Consider the following 25,413-nt stretch of genomic DNA (forward strand, 5'->3'; position numbering starts at 1 on the left):
GACACAACAAATACAACTGACGAGAGAGAGCCGTTACTCCGAATAGGGTAAACGGTTCTTTTTTTCCATTTTCGTATTCTCAATATGGTAAAATAAAATGAATAATCTTGCGCGAAAAAAAGAACTGTTTATACGTGTAGCTATAAGGAGGAAGAAATATGCTTTATGTAAAGGCGCCTGCAAAAATCAATTTAACATTAGATGTACTTTATAAAAGACCCGATAATTTTCACGAAGTGGAGATGGTTATGACAACAGTCGATTTAGCTGATCGTATCAGTCTTGAATCTCGAGAAGATGGTGTTATTCAAATCACTTCAACAGATAATTTTGTACCAAATGACCATCGTAATTTTGCTTATCAGGCAGCGCGTCTCATTAAAGATACATATGGCATTAGACAAGGTGTATCCATTACGATTGAAAAGGAAATACCCATAGCAGCAGGACTCGCAGGAGGTAGTAGTGATGCAGCTGCAACATTAAAAGGGCTAAATGAACTGTGGGATTTAGGTTTATCAATAGATGAATTAGCGGAGCTTGGTGCTAAAATTGGTTCGGATGTTTCGTTTTGTGTTTACGGAGGCACGGCACTCGCTACAGGGCGAGGCGAAAAAATAAAAGAATTACCAGCTCCACCTAATTGTTGGGTTGTACTAGCTAAGCCTAAAATTGGTGTGTCGACAGCAGAAGTTTATGGGGGTCTTAAGGTTGAAGGACTGCAACACCCCAATACACAGCAGATGATACAAGCTATAGAGACAAAAGATTATGAGCTATTATGTTCATCATTAGGAAATGTTTTGGAAACTGTAACATTTAAGCTACACCCAGAAGTTGTGATGTTAAAGGAACAAATGAAGCGCTTTGGGGCAGATGCTACGTTAATGAGTGGAAGCGGTCCAACTGTATTTGGGCTTGTGGATAGTGAAGCTCGTGTAAGTCGCATTTATAATGGTTTACGTGGTTTTTGTGAAGAAGTTTATGCAGTACGAATTTTAGGTGAGCGAAATACGCTTGCTTAGAAACGCAAATTTGTGTTAATTTTACCTATAAATATTCGTGTTTAGGAGAGGGTCGCATGAAATGGAAGCGTAGTGAACGACTAGTTGATATGACGTACTACTTACTAGAACATCCACATCAGCTGATCCCGCTAACTTATTTTTCAGAACTATATCAATCTGCTAAGTCATCCATTAGTGAAGATTTAACGATTGTAAAAGAAACTTTCGAAGAAAAAGGAATCGGGTTATTGATGACAGTGCCGGGTGCTGCAGGAGGAGTAAAGTATATTCCGAAAATGTCCGAGGCTGAAGTACGTTTAGTGATTCAAGATTTAAAAGCAGAGTTAGAACATTCAGATCGATTGTTACCAGGTGGATATTTATTTATGACAGACCTGCTTGGAAACCCAGATTTAATTAATCGTGTAGGGAAGGTCTTTGCTTCTGCCTTTGCAGATCAACAAATCGATGTCATAATGACAGTAGCAACTAAAGGGATATCCATCGCCCATGCCATCGCAAGACATTTAAATGTACCAGTGGTAGTTGTGAGAAGAGATAGTAAAGTAACGGAAGGTTCTACAGTAAGCATTAACTATGTATCTGGTTCTTCCAGAAGAATTCAGACAATGGTATTATCAAAAAGAAGCATGAAGAGTGGACAACGTGTATTAATTACGGACGACTTTATGAAGGTCGGCGGTACAATGAATGGCATGAAAAACCTCTTAGAGGAGTTTGACTGTCAGCTAGCAGGCATTGCAGTGCTTGTGGAGGCTGAGCATGCGGACGAAACATTAGTAGATGATTATTATTCACTTGTAAAGCTTCATGAAGTTAATGAAAAAGATCGAACAATTGCATTAAGTGAAGGTAACTATTTTTCTAAAAGGGGACATGACAAATGAAAGTAGTAGCAACAACAAATGCACCAGCAGCAATCGGACCATATTCACAAGGTATTATTGTTAACGGAATGTTTTATAGCTCTGGTCAAATTCCATTAACAGCTACAGGTGATTTAGTGGAAGGCGATATAACTGTACAAACAAATCAAGTATTTGCTAATTTAAAAGCGGTTTTAGCGGAAGCTGGAACTTCTTTAGATAATGTTGTGAAAACAACGGTCTTTATGAAAGATATGAATGACTTTGTAGCGATGAATGAAGTTTATGCAAATCATTTCGGTGATCATAAACCAGCTCGTTCAGCTGTAGAGGTAGCCCGTCTTCCGAAAGATGTAAAAGTAGAAATCGAAGTAATCGCAATCGTAAAATAATTAAAACTTGTTAAGCTCACTAAAAAGATCCTTTATTCTTTTTAGTGGGTTTTTTTACGCTGACAAACAATTGTCAAAAATTACGTATATAAGAAAAAATATTATTCTAATAAGTATTCAAATTTTTTAGAAAATTTGATAGACTATGAAAAGGAAAATATTCGGTAATTGAGAATATGATATTTTCATTTAGGCATCCAAGAAGAGAGGTGGTGAGAAAATGGAAGTTACTGATGTGAGATTACGTCGGGTACAGACGGATGGTCGCATGCGTGCGATTGCTTCCATTACACTTGATAATGAGTTTGTTGTTCACGATATTCGTGTCATTGATGGAAATACTGGTTTATTTGTAGCTATGCCTAGTAAACGAACACCAGATGGGGAGTTTAGAGATATTGCTCATCCAATTAATTCTGATACTCGAAATAAAATTCAGGAGATCATTTTAAACGAGTATCATAACTCTAGTGAAGTAGAGGAAGCTGGTAAAGAGGAAGAATTAGAGGGAATCGGTGTGTAATAAATAGTAAATAACTTACTTTTTAAGGATATGTTACAAACTGATGGTAAAAAAGATAGGAAGAACTCTTCTAGTTGGAAGGGTTCTTTTTATTTTGATAAAAAGATAATATGAGCAATTTCAGGATATACTTCATGACATTCGAGCATAAGGTGCATTGGATTTAGGAATTCATGTTTTTGTCAACTCTACATGCCTTGAAAATAGATGAATTTTGCTATATAGTCATAAGAGAAAATGAGCGTATTGGAGGACTTACTGATGAGCAATGTTTTTGCTGTCATTTTGGCTGCAGGTCAAGGTACACGTATGAAGTCCAAATTATATAAAGTGCTCCATCCAGTATGTGGGAAACCAATGGTACAACATGTGGTGGATCATATTCAGACGTTAGATGTGAATCGCATTGTAACGGTTGTCGGACATGGTGCTGAAAAAGTGCAACAACAGCTTGGTGAAAAAAGTGAGTATGTGCTGCAGGCTGAACAACTAGGTACAGCGCACGCTGTGCAACAAGCAGAGGCCATTTTAGGTAATGAAGAAGGTACAACGTTAGTTGTATGTGGAGATACACCACTAATTCGTCCTGAAACGATGCAAGCTCTATTCGAACATCATCATGCAAAGAATGCTAAAGCAACTATTTTAACTGCAATTGCTGAAAACCCAACTGGCTATGGCCGTATATTACGTGGCAATAACGGACAGGTGGAGCAAATTGTTGAACAAAAAGATGCTTCAGCAGAGCAGCAATTAGTAAAAGAAATAAACACAGGCACATATTGCTTTGATAACAAATTATTATTTGAAACATTGAAACTTGTGAAAAATGATAATGCGCAAGGTGAATATTATTTACCAGATGTCATTGAAATTTTACAAAAGCAAGGTGATATTGTTGAAGCATATGTCACTGATGATTTTGAAGAAACACTAGGTGTTAACGATCGTGTGGCTTTGTCACAAGCCGAGACATTAATGCGTACAAGAATCAACGAGAAACATATGCGGAATGGTGTAACAATTATCCATCCTGAAACAACGCATATTAGTGCAGATGCAGTTATTGGGCGTGATACGGTGATTCAACCTGGCTCAATGATTGAAGGTGCTACTGTGATCGGTGAAGATTGCATTATCGGTCCAAATACTCAAATCATAGATAGCCGCGTTGGTGATCGTACAACTATACATTCTTCAGTTGTCCGTGAAAGCGCTATTGCAGAGGATACTGCTATTGGGCCATTTGCTCATATTCGACCACTTTCAGACATCGGTAGTCATGTGAAAATTGGTAACTTTGTAGAAGTGAAGAAAAGCAAGCTAGATAATGGCTCGAAAGTTTCACATTTAAGCTATATTGGCGATGCCGAGATCGGTAGTAACGTCAATATTGGTTGTGGTTCCATTACAGTAAACTATGATGGAAAAAACAAGTTCAAAACGATTATTGAAGATGATGTATTTGTAGGATGTAATACTAACTTAGTAGCGCCAGTGAAAGTTGGAAAAGGTTCATTTATTGCAGCAGGTTCTACAATTACAAAAGAAGTTCCTGAAGATGCACTTGCCATAGCTCGTGCAAGACAAGAAAACAAACCGAATTATGTAAGCAAATTAAATTCAAAATAATTATCAACTAAACAGGAGGCCATCATGCCGTATCATTATGCAAACTCACAATTAAAAATATTTTCACTTAATTCTAATAATCCATTAGCTCAAGAAATTGCGCAGGAAATGGGCGTAGAATTAGGTAAATCTTCTGTTAAGCACTTCAGTGATGGAGAGATTCAAATTAGCATTGAAGAAAGTATTCGAGGTTGTGATGTGTTTATCGTGCAGTCTACTTCTGCACCTGTAAACGAACATTTAATGGAGCTTTTAATTATGGTAGATGCAGTTAAACGTGCATCTGCTCGTACAGTAAACGTTGTAATGCCTTATTATGGTTATGCACGCCAAGACCGTAAAGCAAAAGCGCGCGAGCCAATTACAGCTAAATTAGTGGCAAACCTACTTGAAACTGCTGGTGCAACACGTGTTATCGTATTAGATTTACACGCACCTCAAATCCAAGGTTTCTTCGATATCCTAATCGACCACTTAATGGCAGTACCATTACTATCTGATTACTTCAAATCTAAAGGTATTCCAGGAGATGAGATCGTTATTGTTTCACCAGATCATGGTGGGGTAACACGTGCTCGTAAAATGGCTGAACGATTAAAAGCACCGATTGCAATTATTGACAAACGTCGTCCGAAACCAAACGTTGCGGAAGTGATGAACATTGTTGGTAATGTTGATGGTAAAGTGGCAATCTTGATTGATGATATTATTGATACAGCAGGTACAATTACGATTGGGGCAGATGCGTTACGTGCTGCTGGTGCAAAAGAAGTTTACGCTTGCTGTTCACATCCTGTATTATCTGGTCCAGCAATTGAACGTATTGAAAACTCTGCTATTAAAGAATTAGTAGTGACAAATACAATTCAGCTATCAGACGAGAAAAAATCTCCAAAAATTACAGAGCTTTCTGTAGCTAAATTAATGGCGGATGCTATCTCTCGCGTTTATGAAAATAAATCTGTAAGTACTCTATTTGATTAATAAATATTGTAAGTATAAGACCAATCTACTCTTTGAGTAGATTGGTCTTTTCAATATAAATTTAGGCACTATTTTATCAAGGCGAAGAAATAGATGAGTGTTTTATGTGTGAGCCTTCTCACAAAGGGGTATAATAATAATGTGTCTTAATAATATTTACTCTACCTTAAACAAATAGAGCTAAATATTATCATAGCCTACAACGAATTATTGTTGAGGCGTAAATAATTTTCTTGGAAGGGGAATAAAGAAGTATGAGTACAGTATTAAGTGTTACAAAGCGCGAAACTGGGCATCGTTCAACATTAACCCAACTTAGAAAAGGGGGAGCCATTCCTGCAGTTATTTACGGCTACAAAGTAGATTCAACCCCAATTTCTATTGCTGCAAAAGATTTTAAAAAGTCCATTCAAAAAAATGGGCAAAATAGTGTGTTTTCGCTAGAGTTAGAGGGGAAAAAGGTGAATGCTGTTGTGTCAGAGATTCAGCAATGTTCATTGAAAGATGAAGTAAATCATATTGACTTTTTAGCCATTAATATGGCGGAAGAGCTAGAAGCTGATGTCCCGATTAAATTACTTGGACAGTCAGTTGGCGTGAGTGAGGGCGGTATTCTAATGCAGCCTAACTTAGAATTAAAAGTAAAAGTAAAGCCAACAGAGTTACCTGAATCAATTGATGTGGACATTTCATCGTTGAAAATTGGGGAATCCCTAACAGTAGCAGATATTCGCGATGCTACACCTGTTGAAATTATTAGTGAAGATGATTATATGTTAGTAACAATTGTGGCACCTGTTTCTGTAGAGGAAGAGGCTACAGAAAGTGAAGAAGGGCAAGAGACAGTATAAAAGTAATTGACGCTTAAGGCTAATAAGAAGGCTATAGCTTTCTTGTTAGCCTTATTTTTTTATGCCTTTTAATAATTGTACAAAATGCTTTCTAGGTGTGCTATATGGTAAAATAATGACTATTAGATTGGAAAGAAGAGAGGTACTTATGAAAATTATCGTTGGTTTAGGAAACCCAGGTAAACTGTATGAGCATACAAGACATAATATTGGCTTTGATGTTATTGATGCGTTAGCAGAAAAATGGGAAACACCTTTAACAAATTCAAAATTTAACGGGATGTACACTACTGTACATCGACCAGAAGGAAAGGTTCTACTTGTTAAACCATTAACATATATGAATTTATCAGGGGAATGTGTTGGTCCCCTAATGGACTATTTTGACATAGAGGTAGAAGATTTAGTTGTCATTTATGATGACTTGGATTTAGAGACAGGTAAATTACGTCTGCGACAAAAAGGGAGTGCAGGTGGTCATAACGGCATTAAATCGTTAATTCAACATTTAGGTACTCAGGAATTTAATCGTATTCGAGTGGGCATTAATCGTCCGCCAGCGGGCATGAAGGTAGCAGACTATGTTTTAGCTAAATTTTCGAAGGAAGACCAAGTTCTTATGCAAGACGCCATTGTAAATTCTGTAAACGCTGTTGAAGCATCTCTTTCAAAGCCGTTTCTTGATGTGATGAATCACTTTAACGCAAGCAAATAGATGGAAGTAATAAAATTTCTGTTAAAGTTTTTGGATAATTGGCATGGTGTAAGGTGAGTAATGAACTGCCTTACACTATTATTACAGCTAATACTTGTAGTGAATAGTCTTAGCTACAGGTAAAAATTAATTCTCTAATTTTCAAGTTATTACAATGATGATGACAGTGAAAAGTGCATAATCCTTTTTATAAATGTCTATACTTTAAGTAGAAAGTTGCTTAAAGGAGGATGATTTGGAGATGTCAGTTCGCTATCGATGTCGGCATTGTGAAGTAGAAATAGGGACACTACCATTTGATGCAGATGATACAATTCGAAAGTTGCATATTTTCGAATTAGGAGAAGCGGATGATTATGTTGAGAAAGATCAACATGGTCAAACGACTGTGCACTGCATTTGTGAGCAATGTGAGGATTCGCTGAGACAATATCCAGATTATCACGCACTCAATAAATGGATTCAATAATTGGAAGGATGCTTTGACACACTTATGTGTGTTCAAGGCTTTTTCCATTTCATAAAACAGCCATTAATAGAGATATGTAAAATAACACTAGAATAATAGAAATAAAAATATAGAATTTATGCTGAAAGGAGCTTGACTGTGGAGGTTTTACGACAGCTTGTGTCGCAAGATAAACATATTACATCATTTTTAAAGGAAATTCAGAGCGGTCAAACTGCATCACAGCTTATAACAGGTTTAACAGGAAGCGCACGCCCAGTAATGGTTGATGTGTTATTTGAATATGTAAAGAAGCCAATCTACATTATCTCTCCTAATCTATTGCAGGCACAAAAAATGGCGGATGAGCTTGTTGGACTATTAGGTGAGGAACATGTTCACTATTATCCTGCGGATGAATTTATTGCAGCCGATCTTTCTGTGGCTTCACCAGAACTTCGCGCGGAGCGAATCGCGACGCTCGATTGCTTAGCTAGAGGTGAGAAAGCCGTATATGTAATACCTGTGGCTGGTCTACGTAAAATAATGCAACCAAAAGAACACTGGCTACACTATTTTTTACAAACCGCATTAGGCGAAGATGTTGAAATTGATAAATGGTTGCAAACATTAGTTGAGATGGGCTATGTACGGAATTCAATGGTGACATCACCTGGAGAGTTCGCATTACGTGGAGGAATTTTAGATATTTATCCACCTTATTTAGAATCACCAATTCGTATTGAATTATTTGATACAGAGGTTGACTCCATACGAACATTTTCAGCAGATGACCAACGTTCTATTGATAAATTACAAAAAATTCGTATTCTCCCTGCTTCAGAGGTCATTCTTACAAAATCAGAAAGACAGGCATTAGCAGACCGTTTAGAAGTGGCATTAGCAGCCAGCCTAAAGAAGGTTAAAAAGCAGGAGACAAAAGAACTTCTGTATCAGCATATTCAATATGATATTGAGTTGCTACAACAAGGGAATTTACCTGATTATGTAAACAAGTATGGCTCATTATTATACGATAAAACAGCCTTTTTAGGAGATTACTTTGAACATGATGGTATTGTACTTTTTGACGAGCTTGGACGTATTCAAGAGGTAATGGATGCATGGGAGCGTGAAGAAGATGAGTGGTTTTTATCTTTAATCGAAGAGGGAAAAATGGTTCACGATGTCAAACCTGCCTTCTCATTAAAAGAAATATTGGCGATGTTGTCACAACAAAAGCTTTCATTTTCATTGTTTTCGCGAACATTTGCAGGGATTACGTTTAGTAAAACAACCAACTTTTCTTGCAAGCCAATGCAGCAATTTCATGGACAAATGTCCTTGCTTCAAAGTGAGGTTGAACGCTGGTTACTAGGCAAATTTACAGTTCTCATCATAGCAAGGGATAAAGAACGAGTGAAAAGAGTTCAGCAAATGCTTGAAGAATACGATATTCATACAACAATAGGTGAGCCAACAGAACCTGATATTTATATTGTAGATGGTGGCTTGTCGAGTGGCTTTGAATTGCCCCTACAGCGTTTAGCAATTGTAACAGAAGACGAGCTCTTTAAACAGCAGGTAAAGAAAAAAACACGCACACAAAAAATGACCAATGCTGAACGTATTAAAAGTTATACGGAAATTAAGCCAGGTGATTATGTTGTACATGTTCATCATGGGATTGGTAAATATATTGGAGTAGAGACATTAGAGGTTAATGGTACACATAAGGATTATCTGCATATTCGATATCGTGCAGACGATAAATTATATGTACCTGTTGAGCAAATAGACTTAATCCAAAAATATGTGGCGTCAGAGGATCGAGAACCAAAGCTACATAAATTAGGTGGAGCAGAGTGGAAAAAGGCGAAAGCGAAGGTATCCTCTGCTGTACAGGATATTGCGGATGATTTAATAAAGCTGTATGCAAAGCGTGAAGCAGAGAAAGGGCATGCTTTTACACCTGATAACGATGACCAGCGTAATTTTGAAGCAATGTTCCCCTATGAAGAAACAGAAGATCAACTACGTTCAATTGTTGAAGTAAAACGAGATATGGAACGTGAACGCCCTATGGACCGTTTAGTCTGTGGTGATGTAGGCTATGGTAAAACAGAGGTAGCCATTCGTGCCGCATTTAAGGCTATTCAAGATGGAAAGCAAGTGGCATTCCTTGTCCCTACAACCATTCTAGCCCAGCAACATTATGAGACTATTCGTGAGCGCTTTCAGGACTTTGCCATTAATGTTGGATTGTTATCTCGCTTCCGTTCGAAAAAGGAGCAAACAGCAACATTAAAAGGCTTAAAAGAGGGCCGAGTCGATATAGTTATTGGAACACACCGTATTTTATCTAAAGATTTAATTTTCCAAGACCTTGGTCTGCTAATTGTGGATGAAGAGCAACGTTTTGGTGTGACGCATAAGGAAAAAATTAAGCAGTTAAAGACAAATGTCGATGTCTTAACTTTAACAGCTACACCAATCCCAAGGACACTTCATATGTCCATGGTAGGGGTCCGAGATTTATCTGTTATTGAGACGCCTCCTGCTAATCGTTTCCCAGTTCAAACATATGTGATGGAGCACAGCGGTGCATTAGTACGAGAAGCTATTGAGAGGGAAATGGCACGTGGCGGACAAGTATTTTATTTGTATAATCGGGTAGAGGATATGGCTCGAAGGGTTGAGGAGATTCAAGTGCTGGTCCCTGAAGCACGGATAGGCTTTGCTCATGGAAAAATGACTGAGTCAGAGCTAGAATCAGTGATTTTAGCCTTTTTAGAGGGCGACTATGATGTGCTTGTTACGACAACGATTATCGAGACAGGTGTCGATATACCGAATGTAAATACATTAATAGTCCATGATGCTGATCGCATGGGCTTAGCCCAGCTCTACCAATTACGCGGGCGCGTTGGACGTTCTAACAGAGTAGCCTATGCATATTTTATGTACCAACGCGACAAAGTTCTGACAGATGTAGCGGAGCAACGTTTACAAGCAATTAAAGAATTTACAGAGCTTGGCTCAGGCTTTAAAATTGCGATGCGAGATTTATCTATTCGGGGCGCAGGAAACTTACTTGGAGCGCAGCAACATGGCTTTATTGATTCAGTTGGCTTTGATTTATATTCACAAATGCTTCAGGATGCCATCGCGGAACGTCAAACAGGCGTGAAAAAAGAAGAAAAGCCAGATATTGAAATTTTGCTGAGTATTGATGCCTATATTCCAGACGCTTATATTCCAGATGGTTATCAAAAGATCCAAATGTATAAACGAATTAAAGCCATGGATCAGGTGGAGGAGTATGACGAAATCAGGGAGGAATTAGAGGATCGATTTGGCGATCTTCCAATTCAAACAGAGCGTTTACTTCGAATAGCACGAATGAAAGTTTGGGGCTTAGGTGCGGGAGTAGTATCTGTAAAGGAGAAGCAAAAACTTATTACAATACTATTATCAGAACGAGGGACGGCAAGTGTCGATGGCAGTAAGATTATTGAAGAATCGATGAAATTCGAGCGTGCTGTTGGTTTTGGTATGGATGGTATGCAGTTAAAATTAACAATAGATGAACGCAAGATTGGGAAATATCAACCCTTTGATATGTTGGAAGAACTAATGCAAATTATTGATAATGCAAAAAAGCAGCAATAGTAGTTAAAAGGCTCTTCTTATCTTTTACTGTAAAAGATAAGAAGAGCCTTTTTCATGTTGATTCAGTAATCACCATCTCTCTCATATTTGCTCACAGGAATAATGGAATTTTTCCAATATTTTTATGAATTAATTATAGAAACTTATTACTTGGGTAATCTAATAAGGAGTTGATTGATGTAATACCGTTTTTTTTGAAAAAATTGATGGTTGTGAAATCCTTTTTCTTCAGTTTTTGCATAGATTGCTCAAATAAAAACCATACTATCATTGAATAAAAATTTCATTGTAGCGAAAGCGAGGCATTAGAATGAAGGCAACAGGAATTGTTCGTCGTATTGATGATTTAGGGCGTGTAGTTATTCCAAAAGAAATTCGTAGGACGCTACGTATTCGTGAAGGCGACCCGCTTGAAATTTATACGGACCGTGAAGGCGAAGTCATTTTAAAAAAATATTCTCCCATCAATGATCTGGGGGAATTTGCAAGAGAATATGTTGAAACACTTTATGAAACAATGGGCACACCGGCATTTGTCACTGACCGTGATGAAGTAATCGCTGTTGCAGGGATTGGGAAAAAGGAATATATAAATCGTCGCATTACGTCCTTTGCGGAAAGCTTTATGGACGAGCGCTCCACAAAAATTGAAAAAATGGAGACAACGATTGAAATTGTCCCTGGACAATATGAGCAAGTGAAATCATATTGTGCGACACCTATAATGGTGAATGGTGATCCTATTGGCTGTATTATCGTCTTGTCTAAAGTACACTTTGTTGGTGAGGTAGAAGTCAAGGTAGTGGAAACAGCTGCAAACTTCTTAGCAAAACAAATGAATAGTTAATGCATGGAAAAGTTATTGCGATGACCTTTAAGGCTGAACAATAACTTTTTTGCGTACATAAAGATGAATCGTTATAGGAACAGTAGTGCCACCTTGCACGTCAAACTTTTGAGATATGCTATACTATTGGCATTGTTAAGAAGGAAAGAGGGCAATTTATGTCGCAACGTTTTGGTATGAAAAGCTACATGAAGGGTGCCGCCTTATTGACGATAGCAGCCCTTATTGTAAAAGTTCTTAGTGCCATTTACCGTGTGCCTTTTCAAAATCTAGTAGGTGATGAAGGCTTTTATATCTATCAACAGGTATATCCAGTTATTTCAATCTTCGTTGTTTGGACATCTAGTGGCTTTGCTATAGCCATTTCTAAAATGCTTGCAGACAATGATTGTATTGTTGATACAATAGAACGTGATGAAAGACGTCGTACTATAACACAGGTAGTTTTCAGGTATTTAACGGTATTATCACTACTGTTTTTTGCCATTTTATTTGGAGGTGCTGGAAGGATTGCCTATTTGATGGGAGATATTCAATTAGCACCACTTATTCGTACAGGCTCCTTAGTAGTATTGGTTATGCCGGCGCTGGCTATTTTAAAAGGTAGCTTTCAATCTAGAGCAATTATGGAGCCCATTGCTTATGCCCAAGTACTTGAACAAACAGTGAGAGTAACTGTCATATTAGCAGGTACCTTTCTTATTATGACAACGACGAAATCACTTTATGGTGCAGGAAGAATGGCTGTTATCGGTACAGTAATTGGAGAAATTACAGCATTGTTATTACTTGCTTATATCTCGCATAAACGATTTGGTCTACTGCAAGTTAAACAGCATCTACATCGTAATTCAAGTTTACCTATCATTAAAGAGGTCACATGGCTGAGTTTGAGTGTCAGTATGAGTGGTCTACTACTACTCGGCTATCAATTGGTCGATTCATTTACAATCTATTCTTCATTAATTGATAATGGCATGACTCCTACAATAGCGAAGGAAACGAAAGGGATTTATGATCGAGGACAACCGTTAGTTCAACTAGGTGTTGTCATTGCATCCTCATTGTCGTTGGCCATTGTGCCACTTGTCGCCCATTTGTCGAAAAAACAAGCGGGACGGAGTGCAGTGCCATTCATACAATTAACATACAAAGCATCCGTCCTGTTCGGCTGGTCTGCAGCACTAGGCTTAATGCTAGTTATGCCTTATTTAAATGAAATGCTTTTTAAAACCAATTCCTTATCGGAGGTATTGATTGTCTATGTATTTCAAATTGTCCCTTTGTCAATTATCCTTACATTTACAGCGATCTTACAAGGCTATGGGAAATTAAAAAAACCTGCGTTATTTCTTATAATCGGTTTTCTAATAAAAATGATTTTAAATGTACGATTAATTGGTGGATTAGGTGTACTAGGAGCTGCCATCGCTAATGATATAGGATTATTATTATCAGCAACCTTGCTAATTATTTATTTAAAAACATTGACTGGCATTCAATTAGCTTCAGGCGCATTTTATAAAAAGGTAGGTATAGCCTCTTTCAGTATGACAATCGTCGTTCTTATATGGTTACAGCTAGTATCGTCCTTTTTAAATCACCTGATGTCTTCACGTATAATAGCCATGGTGGCGGGTTTGACAGCAGTATCTATTGGGGCGTTTGTTATGCTAACAATTATTGCAAAGAAAAGAGTACTAGTAGAAAAAGAATGGTATTTACTGCCGTTTGGACGTAGAATGGCCGTTTATCAACTTTGGCTAAATTCAAAGAAGTAGGTGTAAATATTGAATACATTATCAATTATTGGTTTAGGTGCAGGTGACTTTAATCAGCTGCAAATGGGTGTTTATAAAAAATTAAAGGCTGCAAAAAAATTATATGTACGGACAGTGGATCATCCGGTTTTAGAGGAATTAGCAGCAGAGGGTGTGGCATTCGAAAGTTTTGACAATGTGTATGAAAAACACGATACATTTCAACCTGTTTATGCGGAAATAGCTGATTATCTTATGAAAGCTACCGCTGTTGAGGATGTTATGTATGCTGTGCCAGGGCACCCATTAGTTGCAGAGCAAACAGTGCAATTACTTATTGCCGCAGCAAATGAAGGGAAAATTGAGCTAGTCATTGAAGGTGGTCAGAGTTTCTTAGATCCCATTTTTGGTGCCTTAAAAATCGATCCAATTGAAGGCTTTCAATTACTTGATGGTACTAGCTTTTCAATGCATGACATTAACATGCGTCAGCACATCTTGATTGCTCAAGTATACGATACATTCAGCGCATCAGAAGTGAAGCTGACGTTGATGGAGAAATATGATGATGAGTATCCTGTGACAGTTGTGACAGCGGCTGGATCTTCACAGGAACAGATTGTCACAGTGCCGCTCTATGAACTCGATCAAAGTGTAGAAGTAAATAATTTAACAACAGTCTATGTACCACCTGTAAAATCACAGGAGGAGTCATTAAGAGATTGGACAACATTCCGCCAAATCATTGCAACGCTGAGAGGCCCAAATGGCTGTCCTTGGGATCAAAAGCAAACACATGAGTCGTTGAAAAAATACTTACTTGAAGAAGCACATGAATACTTGTCAGCGGTTGATGCTGAAGATGATTTTGCCATGATTGAGGAACTTGGCGATGTGTTGTTACAAGTATTTTTACATGCACAAATAGGAGAAGATCAAGGCTACTTTACACTTGAAGATGTGTTAGCTTCAATTAGTGAAAAAATGATTCGTCGCCATCCACACGTTTTTGGGGATGTTGCAGTAGAAGATGCGGAGGGTGTTGTGGCTAATTGGGAGGCCATCAAGGCTGAAGAAAAGGGAACTAGCGATAAACCGTTATTAGGCGAAGAGTATAGAGCATCTTCTGCTTTACAAACAGCCTACAATTATCAAAAAAGAGCAGCACAAGTGGGATTTGATTGGCCAGATGTGGAGGGAGCTTGGGATAAATTTACCGAGGAATGGCAGGAATTTCGCCATGAGGTGACGAAAGGCTCTAATGCGTCCCGTCTTGATGAATTTGGCGATGTATTGTTCACATTAGTAAACTTAGCGCGTTTCTATAAATTATCACCAGAAGAAGCCATGCTACATGCAAATGAGAAATTTGCAAGACGTTTCGGCTATGTTGAGCAACAGGTAAAGGCAAGTGGAAAACCATTTTCCGATTTTACATTAGAACAATTAGATGCATTTTGGAATGAAGCAAAGCAACTAGAAAAGGAGTAAGATTATGAGATTAGATAAGTTTTTAAAAGTGTCACGTTTAATAAAACGCCGTACTTTAGCCAAAGAAGTGGCCGATCAAGGACGTATTACAATCAATGAAAAGATTGCAAAAGCAAGTAGTACAGTGAAAGCTGGTGATGAGCTTGCTATCCGTTTTGGTCAAAAAATAGTAACGGCACGTGTAGAAGAAATACGTGATACTGTGAAAAAAGAAGATGCAGCAAAAATGTTTACCATTTTGAAAGAAGAACGACTTGAAAAGATTGAGCCTGAATTTATTGATGATGAGGAATAAAGCTAAATTTATTTTCTGGCCCTCCTCATGTTGTCCCGCCTTTCTTTTTGTAGGTGTAAATATTACACAACTTAAATAAAGTTGTCATTCTTTGAAGGTTGTCCGCATAAAGTGAACAGAAGCTAGGACGACTAAAGGAGGAAAAAAATGACGCTACATCAAGAAAGTAATCGTTACACAATTCCATCTGGAGAGCATATTTTAACGATTCGTAATCGTAAAAGAATGGACATGACTTCTGTAAAATCAATTGAACGCTTTGATCAGGAAGAGTTTTTCATTAAGACGTCCCAAGGGCACTTGTTAATCCGTGGAGAGGAACTGCATATCGTTCATTTAGATGTTGACAAAGGATTATTGACACTTGAAGGAACTGTAAAAACTTTACAGTACGACGAGGAGGAAAGTGGCTTCTCGAAAGGTTTCCTTCATAAGTTATTTGGATGATTGTCAGTGAACAATTTTATCAATTAATTGTCATGGTTTTGAGCGGTATAGCAGTTGGTTTCATAATTGATAGTATAAGGCTCATTGTTTTTTCAACTCCAAAAAGGTCAAGCCTTCGAAAGTGGATGATGATTGTTGAGTTAATAACGTGGATTCTACTAGGAGGGTTGACATACTATTTATTATTTTGGCTAAAAGATGGCGCTTGGCGGGCTTACGACCCGCTAGCGCAAATAGCCGGAATTTTTTTGTATCAATCATTTTTTCAAACCTTTTTACGTTTCGTTGCTAGAATTTTGGTGAATATAACATGGAGACCCTTTTGGTTCATAGTACGCTTCATAATTACGGTTATTCGACAAATTTTGCAATTATTAATAAATATTGTTATGTTTGTTATAAGACCTTTTGTCAAAATTTATTCGTATTTGTCCTACACTTTTTTTAAAAAATTACGATATTTGAAGTATAATAAAAAGCAACAATAATTATCGGAGGTGCGGACATGACTAGACGTCATTCATCAAATGATGAATCCCAAAACTTCACTAAGCTTGATAATGACTATGTCCGTAACACGGATAGAGCTATAAATCGCAAACAACAGGCTCGAAAACGTAAGATGCGTCGTATTGTCTTTTTTGCGATTGTACCAGTCATTATTATTGCTCTTCTCTTAAATGTGCTGTCACATCAGAATGAAACATTAGCAGCAAAAGAGAAATCCAAGGAAGAAGCGAATCGGCATCTCACTGAATTGAAAGAAGAACAAGATACATTAAATCTTAAAATCAAACAATTGCAGGATGATGAATATATCGCAAAGCTATTAAGAAAAGAGTACTACTTATCGGAAAAAGGTGAGATTATTTTCATCATTCCAGATAAGGAAGATAAAAAAGACGACTGAAAAGCTATGTATTGTTGACACTCTTTTATTGTTATATATAATGAAAAGAGAAGCTTATTGCAGTAAAAAGTTTGATTAAATTGATTACATGGCTCAAAAGAGTCGCTTAATTTTTAAGGAGGAGCATTTTTTTTATGTCAATTGAAGTAGGCAGCAAGGTACAAGGTAAAGTAACAGGAATCACAAATTTTGGAGCATTCGTTGAGCTGCCAGATGGCAAAACAGGCTTAGTTCACATTAGTGAAGTTGCTGACAATTATGTAAAAGATATCAATGAGCATCTAAAAGTTGGAGATGAAGTTGAAGTAAAAGTGATGAATGTTGAAGCGGACGGAAAGATTGGTCTTTCAATCCGTAAAGCAAAGCCTCAAGCTGAAAGACCAGAGCGTCCAGCACGTCCACGTCGTGATAATCGTTCTAATGATCGCAACGAACGCCACCAGCCAAAAGAAAATTTTGAGCAAAAAATGGCACGCTTCTTAAAAGATAGTGATGAACGTCTAGCAACACTTAAACGTGCTACAGAATCAAAACGCGGAGGTCGCGGAGCTAGAAGAGGGTAGTTTGCTGACTGTTTTAATCGTAGAAAAAGTGTATGAAATAGAGTTGGGAGTAGCTTTTTAAAAAGCTACTCCCTTTTTTAATATACCTATAAAGTAGAAGAAGGTCTCTTTTTCTTTTTTGTGGGTGTTATTGTTTTTTCATCGGTAAGACTAATGGATTCTTTCTTTACTGGATGGATAACCATTTTGACAAGTAAAGCAACACCATATACACTCACAGCTAGTCCACCAAGCAATAAGATTATTTGAACAAAAAACGGTAAGTTTATTAGAATTGAAATAAGAATAATCATTGAGCCACTTCCACAAATTAAAGCAGCTTTTGTTAATGCACTCAAGGGAATTAAACCTCCTAAAAACGCTGTTTTTACTAGTATGCCATACTTTTATATTCTGTCACATAGCTTTACTTGAGCGGACGGATAGAATTTGCAAAGAAGTAGATAGATGGTTAAATTAAAAATAGGTATCTCAGAATCTAGTTCTGAGATACCTATTTGATATGACCCGTACGGGATTCGAACCCGTGTTACCGCCGTGAAAGGGCGGTGTCTTAACCACTTGACCAACGGGCCTAAATGGTGGCGGCCGAGGGGATCGAACCCCCGACCTTACGGGTATGAACCGTACGCTCTAGCCAGCTGAGCTAGGCCGCCAAATTTAGAAATGGAGCGGAAGACGAGGTTCGAACTCGCGACCCCCACCTTGGCAAGGTGGTGTTCTACCACTGAACTACTTCCGCATGTCATTTAAGCAACAAGTTAAATAATACAAGCCAATCGTGCTAGTGTCAAGTAGGTTTGAAAAATTATTTAAAGATATTTCAGGACATTTAACTATAGAAGAATATTTTAGCGGATTTTTTGTTCTTACGTAGAAATATATCCTAGAGAAGAGCTGAATCAAGCCATTAATAGTACGTAAAATCCCTTCAAAATAGGCTTTAAGATGAATAGTAAGTGATTATTATATTGATTAAATAATTGAATTTTCCGATATTTATATTGATCAAAAGCCTCTTGCTATAGAAATTGTTGCCAATTCTCGTATTTATGAATAGCTATTAGTCGAAATATTTATATTTTTTTCTGTCAACGTCAGACAATCTTTCCACACATAATTTTTTATAATAACCAAAAGTGCGGAAAGGGGATAGTTAAATGACAAGTATTGAATGGTATAATACAACGAATGTAGATGACCAAAAAATAGGTTTGAAAAAGAAGCAGATCCTAATAGGCTCTCTCTTTTTTTTAACCGCCTTTTTCTTGGCTCAATCTGTTGTATTTGAAGCGGCTGTACCGTTCTCAGTTCCTTTTTGGGCCATTATTCGAACAAAATATAGGGAGTATGCCAAATTCGTATTATTTGGGAGTTTAGCGGGTTGCTTTTTCTTGGGCTTTGGACAAGTCTTAATTCTCGCTTTACAAATTATCCTGTATGAATGTATTATGCGTTTTCGTTACTGGCAACTGCCCCAAAGTATTGCGGTGTCTTTAGCTGTATTACTGGTACAAATAATGTGGCAAGGGGTGATGTATCAGGGTTTACCACCAGTGCTTGTACAATTTTATGTGGGCTGTGAAGCAGCTTTAGCTCTTATTATGACATTGTTTATGCAAGTATTATTTGTTAATTCGTATGAATGGTTTACGACGCATTGGACATATGAAAAGCTAGGTTCAGGATTAGTCGTCTTTGCAGCCATGCTTACTGGAATGCAAACGGTTGTAATAAGCTATTTTTCACTCCCTATTTTTTTACTGCAGCTCTTTATCTGTTTTGGCGCATTGGTTGGAAGTGTGCCCTTAGCAACTGTCATTGGAGCAGTGCTAGGGACGCTTATAGGTGTGGCCAAGCTTTCGTTTACCGGTATGCTTTCGGTGGCTACCTTAACTGGATTATGTGCGGGTATGGGAGCGAAAGGTGGTAGATTTGGCGTTGCTATTGGTAGTATTTTACCTAGTGTATTTTTTTTATTTTATGACGCCACATTGCCCTTGGATAGTGTTTATTTCACCTCAATTGCCATTGGTAGTATTTTATTTCTAACCATTCCAAAGAAATATTCAGATAAGGTAAGGGACAAGCTCTTTCCACAACGAGAAGAGGTTTTATTAGCCCGACAGAATTGGTTAACAGAACATGTAACATATAAATTAGAGCACTTTCAGCATTTTGTGCAATTCATGAAGGAACTTGTGTTTGATCGCTTTATGACAGCACCCGTTGAAGCGGCGAAGGAAGTAGCACCAATGAATACTTGTTTAAGTTGTTTCCGTTATGATCATTGCTGGGGTGCGCAAAATAATGGTATGGACAAGCTGATGACAGATTGGTTTCATATGAAAGGAGTAGGCAAGGAATCAGCTATTCATCGTGTTGAAGAACAAATACGCTATAAATGTGTGAAGTCCACGAAAATCTTCGAGGAATTAGATACAGAACTTTATAGAGAACGAATCAACGGGCAGTATTTCCATGGTAAAAAAATGATTGCCCTTCAACTGCGCGATATGAGCAATCATTTAAATCAGTTAATTGCTGAGATGAAGGAAGATACAATTTCTTTTGTAAGTGTTGAGAAGGACATTGTTGAACGCTTAAAGGAAGCCAATATTGAATGTTTTCAACTTGATGTCCTAAGCAACAAGCCTGGGGCAAGAAAGATTGTTTGTGCCTTAGCACCAGCACGTGTCAACTGGGAGAAAGATACGACATTAGCTGAACGTATGATTTTGCCGATTCTTTATGAAATTTTTGATGAACCTTTTGAAATTGAAAAAGTAGTAGCCTGTGAAATACCATTTCGTCATGTTCAAATTTGCTTTAGATCAGCTATTAGCTTTGAAGTAGAGTATGATATATATAGCATGTCTAAAGATGCAACACTATATTCGGGTGATTCTCACGCCCTTTTCCAATTGCATCCAGGATTATTTGCGATATTGCTGTCTGATGGTATGGGGCAAAGTAAAGAAGCACAACATGAAAGTAGAAAATTGATTCATTTAATGCGAGAGTGTCTAAATTACAATATGAATCCAGAAACGGCGATGCATACGCTCCATTATGTCATGGCATTAAAGCAGCAAGATGATATGTATGCAACGCTTGATTTTGCACTTGTCGATTTACAGCACGGAGATTTGTGGTCGTGGAAGGCGGGTGGAATGTCAACCTACATTTTGCGTGGAAAAGAGGTACTGAAAGTTGAAAGTAATGCAGCACCTGTAGGATTCTTATCTATTTCAGCAGTCGAAGCTGAAAAAAGAAAACTGAAGGCAGGTGATGTTATTTTAATGCATTCAGATGGACTGTTCTCAAGTGTAGCTGATTGGGATGAACAAGAGGAAACATTTTTAGCTTTCGCACAGCAGGTAGCAAGTACAAATAAAACGATTCAAGAAAAACTAACAACCATTATGCAATCATTCCAAGGTTATTTTGAAATAGAAGATGATTGTACAGTATTAATGTTAGAGGTGACACATGTTGTACCGACATGGGCTGTCTTTAGACCAGCTCAGTATTCAATGAGTAAATCATCTTAAACTAACAACGAAAAGGGGAGGAGAAGCGTTTGTCATTTGAATTAAAGGTCAAAGCATTTATAGAAGAAGAGCAATTATTACAGCAAGGCGACCATCTTCTCATCGCCGTTTCGGGTGGGGTAGATTCTATGGCTTTACTTCATTACTTTATTCAAACACAGGAGCAGTGGAACATTCAGGTAGAAGCCGTACATGTTGATCATATGTTGAGAGGAGAAGCCTCTTCTGAGGATAGGGCTTTTGTTCAAAAATATTGTGACGCTAATAGTGTTTACTTACATGCCAAGGAAATTCCTATACCTACAATATTGGCACAGGAGAACGGGAATACACAGCTAATTTGTCGTAGGGAAAGGTATCAATTTTTCAAAGAAATTCTGCAAAAAACAAATGCTAATAAGCTTGTAACTGCACATCATGCGGATGACCAACTGGAGTCAGTATTAATGGCCCTTACAAAAAATGCAACAATGAATAGCATGCAGGGCATACGTCCTCAAAGAATTTTTGGAGGAAAATCATTAATTCGTCCGTTTTTAACGGTTACAAAGTCTGAAATAGGGGAATATTTACTTAGAAAAGGTTTAGATTATCGAGAAGATGCTAGCAATTCTAAAGATACCTATGTACGTAATCGTTTTAGACATCATGTAGTGCCTTTACTGCAGGCAGAGAATCCGCGAGTGACTGAACAGGTGACCCATTTCACAAAGCAATTGCAAGAAGACGATACCTTTTTAATGACATTGGCCCAAGATGTATTTTCCCAAATCATCATAAGAAATAATGAAAATACATATCGCATGGAAATTGAGGCATTTCAATTGGTACCACTTGCTTTACAAAGGAGGCTCATTTTAATACTATTAAACTATCTTTACAAAGATTCAAATACGATACAAAGTTATGCCTTATTGACTTCAATTTTAAAGCTTTGTGATACAACAGCAGGGTATGCTGAAATTCACTTACCTGAAGATTTTCTAGCAGTTCGCCGTTATGGAAATTTAACGATTCAGAAAAAGGAGCCGTTAGAAGGCCTAGCTTCTCCTGAGAAACAGGTTATTTCGACTGCTAATGGCTGGACAACACTGACAAATGGTGAGCGCTTACGCGTAGTCAATTTGCATGATTTATCGTCTGAATTGCTGACGGATACTGCACAACTTTTTTATTTTAACGCTAGCAAACTCCACCTACCGCTCTATGTTCGGGCACGCAGGGATGGAGATAGAATGCTGTTAAAAGGAATGGATCAGCCAAAACGCTTATCTCGCCTTTTTATAGATGAAAAGATTCCTTTAAATGAGCGAAATAGCTGGCCGTTACTGATTTCTCAATCTGATGAGGTGGTAGCGGTAATTGGTGTGCGTATGGGAATATTTTTTTCAACCACTCCGCAACCAAACGATGATACAGTGCTCATCGTAGACTAAGGTCTTTGTAAAATATTTCACCGAAATAGGGTGAAGATTTTTTGATACATCACGAGGAGGAATCGATATGTTACAAAACGACATCGAAAAAATTATGATTACAGAAGAACAATTGCAAGAAAGAATTGCAGACTTAGGCGCGCAATTAACAGAGGAATACAAAGATGCATTTCCATTAGCTGTTGGCGTACTGAAAGGGGCAATGCCATTTATGACAGACCTCATGAAACGATTCGATTCTTTCATCGAACTTGATTTTATGGATGTGTCTAGCTACGGTAATGCTACCGTGTCATCTGGTGAAGTTAAGATTTTAAAGGATTTGAATACAAGCGTTGAGGGACGTGACGTATTAATTATCGAGGACATTATTGATAGTGGTTTAACTTTAAGCTATCTAGTAGATTTATTTAAATATCGCAAAGCAAAGTCCATTAAAATTGTTACATTACTTGATAAACCATCAGGTCGGAAGGTGAATTTGTCTGCTGACTATGTTGGTTTCGAAGTGCCAGATGGCTTTGTTGTAGGATATGGCTTAGATTACGCTGAAAAATATCGTAACTTACCTTATATTGGTATTTTAAAGCCTGAGGTATATTCTTTCTAAGATACAAAAGACCAGCTATAAAAAGTAAAGGTCTCCAGCGCAGGTCACGTATTTTTAGTTATGTTTAACATAATTCAAAATCTTGACACAATGTTTAGCTATATCGAGCCCGAGGAACAGGTACAATTACGCTGGGACATATAAAGATGGCCTAAAAACTGTTGTGATAACGGCAATAGGTGAACGAAACATTTTTTAAGTAGGGCTTTTCGTTGTATGATGAAATCATGATATGTTAAGATTTTACTTATAATTTTTCTGTTTGTAATGAGGAGGCTGGAGATGAATCGAATATTTCGATATACCATATTCTATCTACTGATTTTCCTAGTGATAATCGGTATTTTTGGTACTTTCAATGGTGGAAATTCCCCAACGAAAGAATTAACTTATCATGAGTTTCAAGAAGCTCTAGATAAGAAAGAAATAACAAGTGCTACAATTCAACCTGATAAATCAGTTTACGTCGTTGAAGGAACACTGAAGGGGTATGAAAAAGGGGAAAGCTTTACTACAAACATCCCTCGTGAAAACCAATCTTTAATGGACCGCATCGATGAGGCTGCTAAGGATAAAAATAGTAATATTAGTTTTTTAGCAGCACCAGAAACAAGTGGATGGATTCAATTCTTTACAGGAATTATTCCTTTCATTATCATCATTTTCTTATTCTTCTTCCTAATGAGTCAATCTCAAGGTGGCGGTAATAAAGTGATGAGCTTTGGTAAAAGTAAAGCTAAACTGTATGATGATCAGAAGAAAAAAGTACGTTTTACAGATGTAGCAGGTGCTGATGAAGAGAAAGCAGAGCTTGTTGAGGTGGTAGAATTCTTAAAAGACCATCGCAAGTTCACTGAAATTGGTGCCCGTATTCCAAAGGGTATCTTACTTGTAGGTCCTCCAGGCACAGGTAAAACATTACTTGCACGAGCAGTAGCTGGTGAAGCAGGTGTTCCATTCTTCTCTATCTCGGGTTCTGACTTCGTAGAAATGTTTGTCGGTGTTGGGGCTTCACGTGTTCGAGATCTATTTGAAAATGCTAAGAAAAATGCTCCATGTATCATCTTTATCGATGAGATTGATGCAGTAGGTCGTCAACGTGGTGCTGGTCTTGGTGGAGGCCATGATGAGCGTGAACAAACATTAAACCAGTTATTAGTTGAAATGGATGGTTTCGGTGCCAATGAAGGAATTATTATCATTGCCGCAACAAACCGCCCTGATATTTTAGATAAAGCATTATTACGTCCAGGTCGTTTTGACCGTCAAATTACAGTAGGGCATCCTGATGTAAAAGGCCGTGAGGCAATTCTTAAAGTACATGCACGTAATAAGCCTTTAGCAGATACAGTTGATTTAGCAGCTGTTGCTCAACGTACGCCAGGTTTCTCAGGTGCGGATTTAGAAAATCTACTTAATGAAGCGGCGCTTGTAGCTGCTCGAAAAAGTAAGCGCACTATAAATATGGCAGATATTGATGAAGCATCAGACCGAGTAATTGCTGGTCCTGCAAAAGCCAGTCGCGTATATTCTGCGAAAGAGAAGAAACTTGTATCCTTCCATGAAGCTGGCCACGTAGTCGTTGGTCTTGAGCTAGATGAAGCTGATACAGTACACAAAGTAACAATTGTTCCTCGTGGGCAAGCGGGTGGATATGCGATTATGTTACCGAAGGAAGAGCGTTTCTTTACGACAAAGCAAGAGCTTTTAGATCGTATTGCAGGTCTTCTGGGTGGTCGTGTAGCTGAAGAGATTGTTCTTGGTGAAGTTTCTACGGGAGCACATAACGATTTCCAAAAGGTTACAAGCATTGCCCGTGCTATGGTTACTGAATACGGAATGAGTGAGAACCTTGGAGCTATGCAATTTGGTTCAAGTCAAGGTGGTAATGTATTCCTTGGCCGCGACTTTAATTCTGACCAGAACTATTCTGATTCAATAGCCTATGAAATTGATAAAGAAATGCAAAAAATTATTGATACACAATATGAGCGTACTAAGCGTATTCTTACGGAAAAACGTCACCTGCTTGATTTAATTGCCAATACACTAATGGAAAAAGAAACATTAAATGCACAAGAAATTGAGCATTTACGTGATCATGGTGTGTTACCAGAACCTGAGGCTACAGAAAAAATTGAGGAGAACACTCCAAAGATTGAAGCAAAGCCTACATTAGATACTATTGGCGAACCAGTTGTTGAAAAAGAGCTACTAAGTAAAGAGTCAAATCCAACAACTTTGGATTTAGCAAAAGAACGTAAAGAACCGAATGATGCACCTAAGGGTATCGATGAAAAACGTGATTAAAAATAGGGAAGACTGTTTACTAGTTCAGTAAGCAGTCTTTTTCTTTGCCTTTTCTTATTAATAAGCATTAGGATAGAGT

General features: G+C 37.8%; 23 protein-coding genes and 3 tRNA genes. 22 read left to right on the forward strand and 4 right to left on the reverse strand.

Annotated elements, in window-relative coordinates; genetic code table 11:
* Window positions 1-158: 158 nt before the first annotated feature.
* The 18 genes from ispE (at window position 159) to PSR12_RS00440 (ending at window position 17,424) form a co-directional block, all read left to right on the forward strand.
* A complete protein-coding gene (gene ispE / locus PSR12_RS00355) occupies window positions 159-1,025 on the forward strand; it encodes a 4-(cytidine 5'-diphospho)-2-C-methyl-D-erythritol kinase (RefSeq protein WP_009374181.1) in 867 nt (288 codons plus the stop codon).
* A 56-nt stretch (window positions 1,026-1,081) separates the two neighbouring features.
* The gene (gene purR, locus PSR12_RS00360) at window positions 1,082-1,915 is read left to right on the forward strand and encodes a pur operon repressor (protein ID WP_004229190.1); all 834 of its coding nucleotides are present in this window, start codon (window positions 1,082-1,084) and stop codon (window positions 1,913-1,915) included.
* Window positions 1,912-2,286, forward strand: coding sequence for a RidA family protein (locus tag PSR12_RS00365; RefSeq protein ID WP_004229189.1), 375 nt, complete (start codon window positions 1,912-1,914; stop codon window positions 2,284-2,286). Before purR ends, PSR12_RS00365 begins: the two co-directional genes overlap by 4 nt.
* Before the next feature lie 220 nt (window positions 2,287-2,506).
* On the forward strand, window positions 2,507-2,809 hold the full coding sequence (gene spoVG / locus PSR12_RS00370; protein WP_004229187.1) for a septation regulator SpoVG: 303 nt from the start codon (window positions 2,507-2,509) through the stop codon (window positions 2,807-2,809).
* Window positions 2,810-3,070: 261 nt separating this feature from the next.
* Window positions 3,071-4,441: a bifunctional UDP-N-acetylglucosamine diphosphorylase/glucosamine-1-phosphate N-acetyltransferase GlmU gene (gene glmU / locus PSR12_RS00375; protein WP_221683395.1), complete on the forward strand. Its 1,371-nt coding sequence runs from the start codon at window positions 3,071-3,073 to the stop codon at window positions 4,439-4,441.
* A gap of 24 nt (window positions 4,442-4,465) precedes the next feature.
* Window positions 4,466-5,425, forward strand: a complete 960-nt coding sequence (locus PSR12_RS00380) for a ribose-phosphate diphosphokinase (RefSeq protein WP_004229183.1) — start codon at window positions 4,466-4,468, stop codon at window positions 5,423-5,425.
* Window positions 5,426-5,679: 254 nt separating this feature from the next.
* Window positions 5,680-6,276 carry a 50S ribosomal protein L25/general stress protein Ctc gene (locus tag PSR12_RS00385; protein ID WP_221683396.1) on the forward strand — a complete coding sequence of 199 codons (597 nt, stop codon included), beginning with the start codon at window positions 5,680-5,682 and terminating at the stop codon, window positions 6,274-6,276.
* Window positions 6,277-6,424: 148 nt separating this feature from the next.
* Entirely contained in the window at window positions 6,425-6,991 is a 567-nt protein-coding gene (gene pth / locus PSR12_RS00390; RefSeq protein ID WP_274771136.1) for an aminoacyl-tRNA hydrolase, read from the forward strand.
* A gap of 241 nt (window positions 6,992-7,232) precedes the next feature.
* A complete protein-coding gene (locus PSR12_RS00395) occupies window positions 7,233-7,460 on the forward strand; it encodes an anti-sigma-F factor Fin (protein ID WP_016993788.1) in 228 nt (75 codons plus the stop codon).
* Between the two features lie 138 nt (window positions 7,461-7,598).
* A complete protein-coding gene (gene mfd, locus PSR12_RS00400) occupies window positions 7,599-11,111 on the forward strand; it encodes a transcription-repair coupling factor (RefSeq protein WP_274771138.1) in 3,513 nt (1,170 codons plus the stop codon).
* Between the two features lie 310 nt (window positions 11,112-11,421).
* Entirely contained in the window at window positions 11,422-11,958 is a 537-nt protein-coding gene (gene spoVT / locus PSR12_RS00405; protein WP_004229174.1) for a stage V sporulation protein T, read from the forward strand.
* Window positions 11,959-12,116: 158 nt separating this feature from the next.
* Window positions 12,117-13,739 (forward strand): putative polysaccharide biosynthesis protein, encoded by a 1,623-nt coding sequence (locus PSR12_RS00410; RefSeq protein ID WP_257520910.1) that lies wholly within the window; start codon window positions 12,117-12,119, stop codon window positions 13,737-13,739.
* Window positions 13,740-13,748: 9 nt separating this feature from the next.
* Window positions 13,749-15,209 (forward strand): bifunctional methyltransferase/pyrophosphohydrolase YabN, encoded by a 1,461-nt coding sequence (mazG, locus tag PSR12_RS00415; RefSeq protein WP_221683400.1) that lies wholly within the window; start codon window positions 13,749-13,751, stop codon window positions 15,207-15,209.
* 4 nt (window positions 15,210-15,213) lie between these two features.
* Window positions 15,214-15,504, forward strand: coding sequence for an RNA-binding S4 domain-containing protein (locus PSR12_RS00420; protein ID WP_004229169.1), 291 nt, complete (start codon window positions 15,214-15,216; stop codon window positions 15,502-15,504).
* 147 nt (window positions 15,505-15,651) lie between these two features.
* Entirely contained in the window at window positions 15,652-15,951 is a 300-nt protein-coding gene (gene yabP / locus PSR12_RS00425) for a sporulation protein YabP (protein WP_004229167.1), read from the forward strand.
* Window positions 15,948-16,439 (forward strand): spore cortex biosynthesis protein YabQ, encoded by a 492-nt coding sequence (gene yabQ, locus PSR12_RS00430; RefSeq protein WP_341275679.1) that lies wholly within the window; start codon window positions 15,948-15,950, stop codon window positions 16,437-16,439. The genes yabP and yabQ overlap by 4 nt, the downstream gene beginning before the upstream one ends.
* A gap of 17 nt (window positions 16,440-16,456) precedes the next feature.
* Entirely contained in the window at window positions 16,457-16,861 is a 405-nt protein-coding gene (locus tag PSR12_RS00435) for an FtsB family cell division protein (RefSeq protein ID WP_048395333.1), read from the forward strand.
* A 134-nt stretch (window positions 16,862-16,995) separates the two neighbouring features.
* Entirely contained in the window at window positions 16,996-17,424 is a 429-nt protein-coding gene (locus PSR12_RS00440) for a S1 domain-containing RNA-binding protein (protein WP_004229154.1), read from the forward strand.
* 86 nt (window positions 17,425-17,510) lie between these two features.
* On the opposite strand, the gene PSR12_RS00445 is transcribed toward PSR12_RS00440, so the two are convergent.
* From PSR12_RS00445 to PSR12_RS00460, 4 genes are all read right to left on the reverse strand, one after another.
* Complete coding sequence (locus PSR12_RS00445) at window positions 17,511-17,762, reverse strand: hypothetical protein (protein ID WP_202342951.1); 252 nt, start codon at window positions 17,760-17,762, stop codon at window positions 17,511-17,513.
* Window positions 17,763-17,927: 165 nt separating this feature from the next.
* Window positions 17,928-17,999 (reverse strand) — tRNA-Glu (locus PSR12_RS00450).
* A gap of 4 nt (window positions 18,000-18,003) precedes the next feature.
* Window positions 18,004-18,080 (reverse strand) — tRNA-Met (locus PSR12_RS00455).
* 11 nt (window positions 18,081-18,091) lie between these two features.
* Window positions 18,092-18,166: transfer RNA gene (locus tag PSR12_RS00460), tRNA-Gly, on the reverse strand.
* 418 nt (window positions 18,167-18,584) lie between these two features.
* On the opposite strand from PSR12_RS00460, the gene PSR12_RS00465 reads away from it, so the two are divergent.
* From PSR12_RS00465 to ftsH, 4 genes are all read left to right on the forward strand, one after another.
* On the forward strand, window positions 18,585-20,978 hold the full coding sequence (locus PSR12_RS00465; RefSeq protein ID WP_048395327.1) for a SpoIIE family protein phosphatase: 2,394 nt from the start codon (window positions 18,585-18,587) through the stop codon (window positions 20,976-20,978).
* A 29-nt stretch (window positions 20,979-21,007) separates the two neighbouring features.
* The gene (gene tilS / locus PSR12_RS00470) at window positions 21,008-22,414 is read left to right on the forward strand and encodes a tRNA lysidine(34) synthetase TilS (RefSeq protein ID WP_221683402.1); all 1,407 of its coding nucleotides are present in this window, start codon (window positions 21,008-21,010) and stop codon (window positions 22,412-22,414) included.
* Between the two features lie 67 nt (window positions 22,415-22,481).
* Complete coding sequence (gene hpt / locus PSR12_RS00475) at window positions 22,482-23,024, forward strand: hypoxanthine phosphoribosyltransferase (RefSeq protein ID WP_004229145.1); 543 nt, start codon at window positions 22,482-22,484, stop codon at window positions 23,022-23,024.
* Between the two features lie 282 nt (window positions 23,025-23,306).
* Entirely contained in the window at window positions 23,307-25,334 is a 2,028-nt protein-coding gene (gene ftsH, locus PSR12_RS00480; RefSeq protein WP_221683403.1) for an ATP-dependent zinc metalloprotease FtsH, read from the forward strand.
* The last annotated feature ends 79 nt before the right edge of the window (window positions 25,335-25,413 follow it).

The sequence above is a fragment of the Lysinibacillus sp. G01H genome, from assembly GCF_028872195.1.
In the GTDB taxonomy this organism is placed as follows: Bacteria; Bacillota; Bacilli; order Bacillales_A; family Planococcaceae; genus Lysinibacillus; species Lysinibacillus capsici.

What these genes read in the sequence shown, in the direction of transcription:
- ispE (WP_009374181.1), top strand. Translation starts at nt 159, where the DNA reads ATGCTTTATGTAAAGGCGCCTGCAAAAATCAATTTAACATTAGATGTA.
- purR (WP_004229190.1), top strand. Translation starts at nt 1,082, where the DNA reads ATGAAATGGAAGCGTAGTGAACGACTAGTTGATATGACGTACTACTTA.
- PSR12_RS00365 (WP_004229189.1), top strand. Translation starts at nt 1,912, where the DNA reads ATGAAAGTAGTAGCAACAACAAATGCACCAGCAGCAATCGGACCATAT.
- spoVG (WP_004229187.1), top strand. Translation starts at nt 2,507, where the DNA reads ATGGAAGTTACTGATGTGAGATTACGTCGGGTACAGACGGATGGTCGC.
- glmU (WP_221683395.1), top strand. Translation starts at nt 3,071, where the DNA reads ATGAGCAATGTTTTTGCTGTCATTTTGGCTGCAGGTCAAGGTACACGT.
- PSR12_RS00380 (WP_004229183.1), top strand. Translation starts at nt 4,466, where the DNA reads ATGCCGTATCATTATGCAAACTCACAATTAAAAATATTTTCACTTAAT.
- PSR12_RS00385 (WP_221683396.1), top strand. Translation starts at nt 5,680, where the DNA reads ATGAGTACAGTATTAAGTGTTACAAAGCGCGAAACTGGGCATCGTTCA.
- pth (WP_274771136.1), top strand. Translation starts at nt 6,425, where the DNA reads ATGAAAATTATCGTTGGTTTAGGAAACCCAGGTAAACTGTATGAGCAT.
- PSR12_RS00395 (WP_016993788.1), top strand. Translation starts at nt 7,233, where the DNA reads ATGTCAGTTCGCTATCGATGTCGGCATTGTGAAGTAGAAATAGGGACA.
- spoVT (WP_004229174.1), top strand. Translation starts at nt 11,422, where the DNA reads ATGAAGGCAACAGGAATTGTTCGTCGTATTGATGATTTAGGGCGTGTA.
- PSR12_RS00410 (WP_257520910.1), top strand. Translation starts at nt 12,117, where the DNA reads ATGTCGCAACGTTTTGGTATGAAAAGCTACATGAAGGGTGCCGCCTTA.
- PSR12_RS00420 (WP_004229169.1), top strand. Translation starts at nt 15,214, where the DNA reads ATGAGATTAGATAAGTTTTTAAAAGTGTCACGTTTAATAAAACGCCGT.
- yabP (WP_004229167.1), top strand. Translation starts at nt 15,652, where the DNA reads ATGACGCTACATCAAGAAAGTAATCGTTACACAATTCCATCTGGAGAG.
- yabQ (WP_341275679.1), top strand. Translation starts at nt 15,948, where the DNA reads ATGATTGTCAGTGAACAATTTTATCAATTAATTGTCATGGTTTTGAGC.
- PSR12_RS00435 (WP_048395333.1), top strand. Translation starts at nt 16,457, where the DNA reads ATGACTAGACGTCATTCATCAAATGATGAATCCCAAAACTTCACTAAG.
- PSR12_RS00440 (WP_004229154.1), top strand. Translation starts at nt 16,996, where the DNA reads ATGTCAATTGAAGTAGGCAGCAAGGTACAAGGTAAAGTAACAGGAATC.
- PSR12_RS00465 (WP_048395327.1), top strand. Translation starts at nt 18,585, where the DNA reads ATGACAAGTATTGAATGGTATAATACAACGAATGTAGATGACCAAAAA.
- hpt (WP_004229145.1), top strand. Translation starts at nt 22,482, where the DNA reads ATGTTACAAAACGACATCGAAAAAATTATGATTACAGAAGAACAATTG.
- ftsH (WP_221683403.1), top strand. Translation starts at nt 23,307, where the DNA reads ATGAATCGAATATTTCGATATACCATATTCTATCTACTGATTTTCCTA.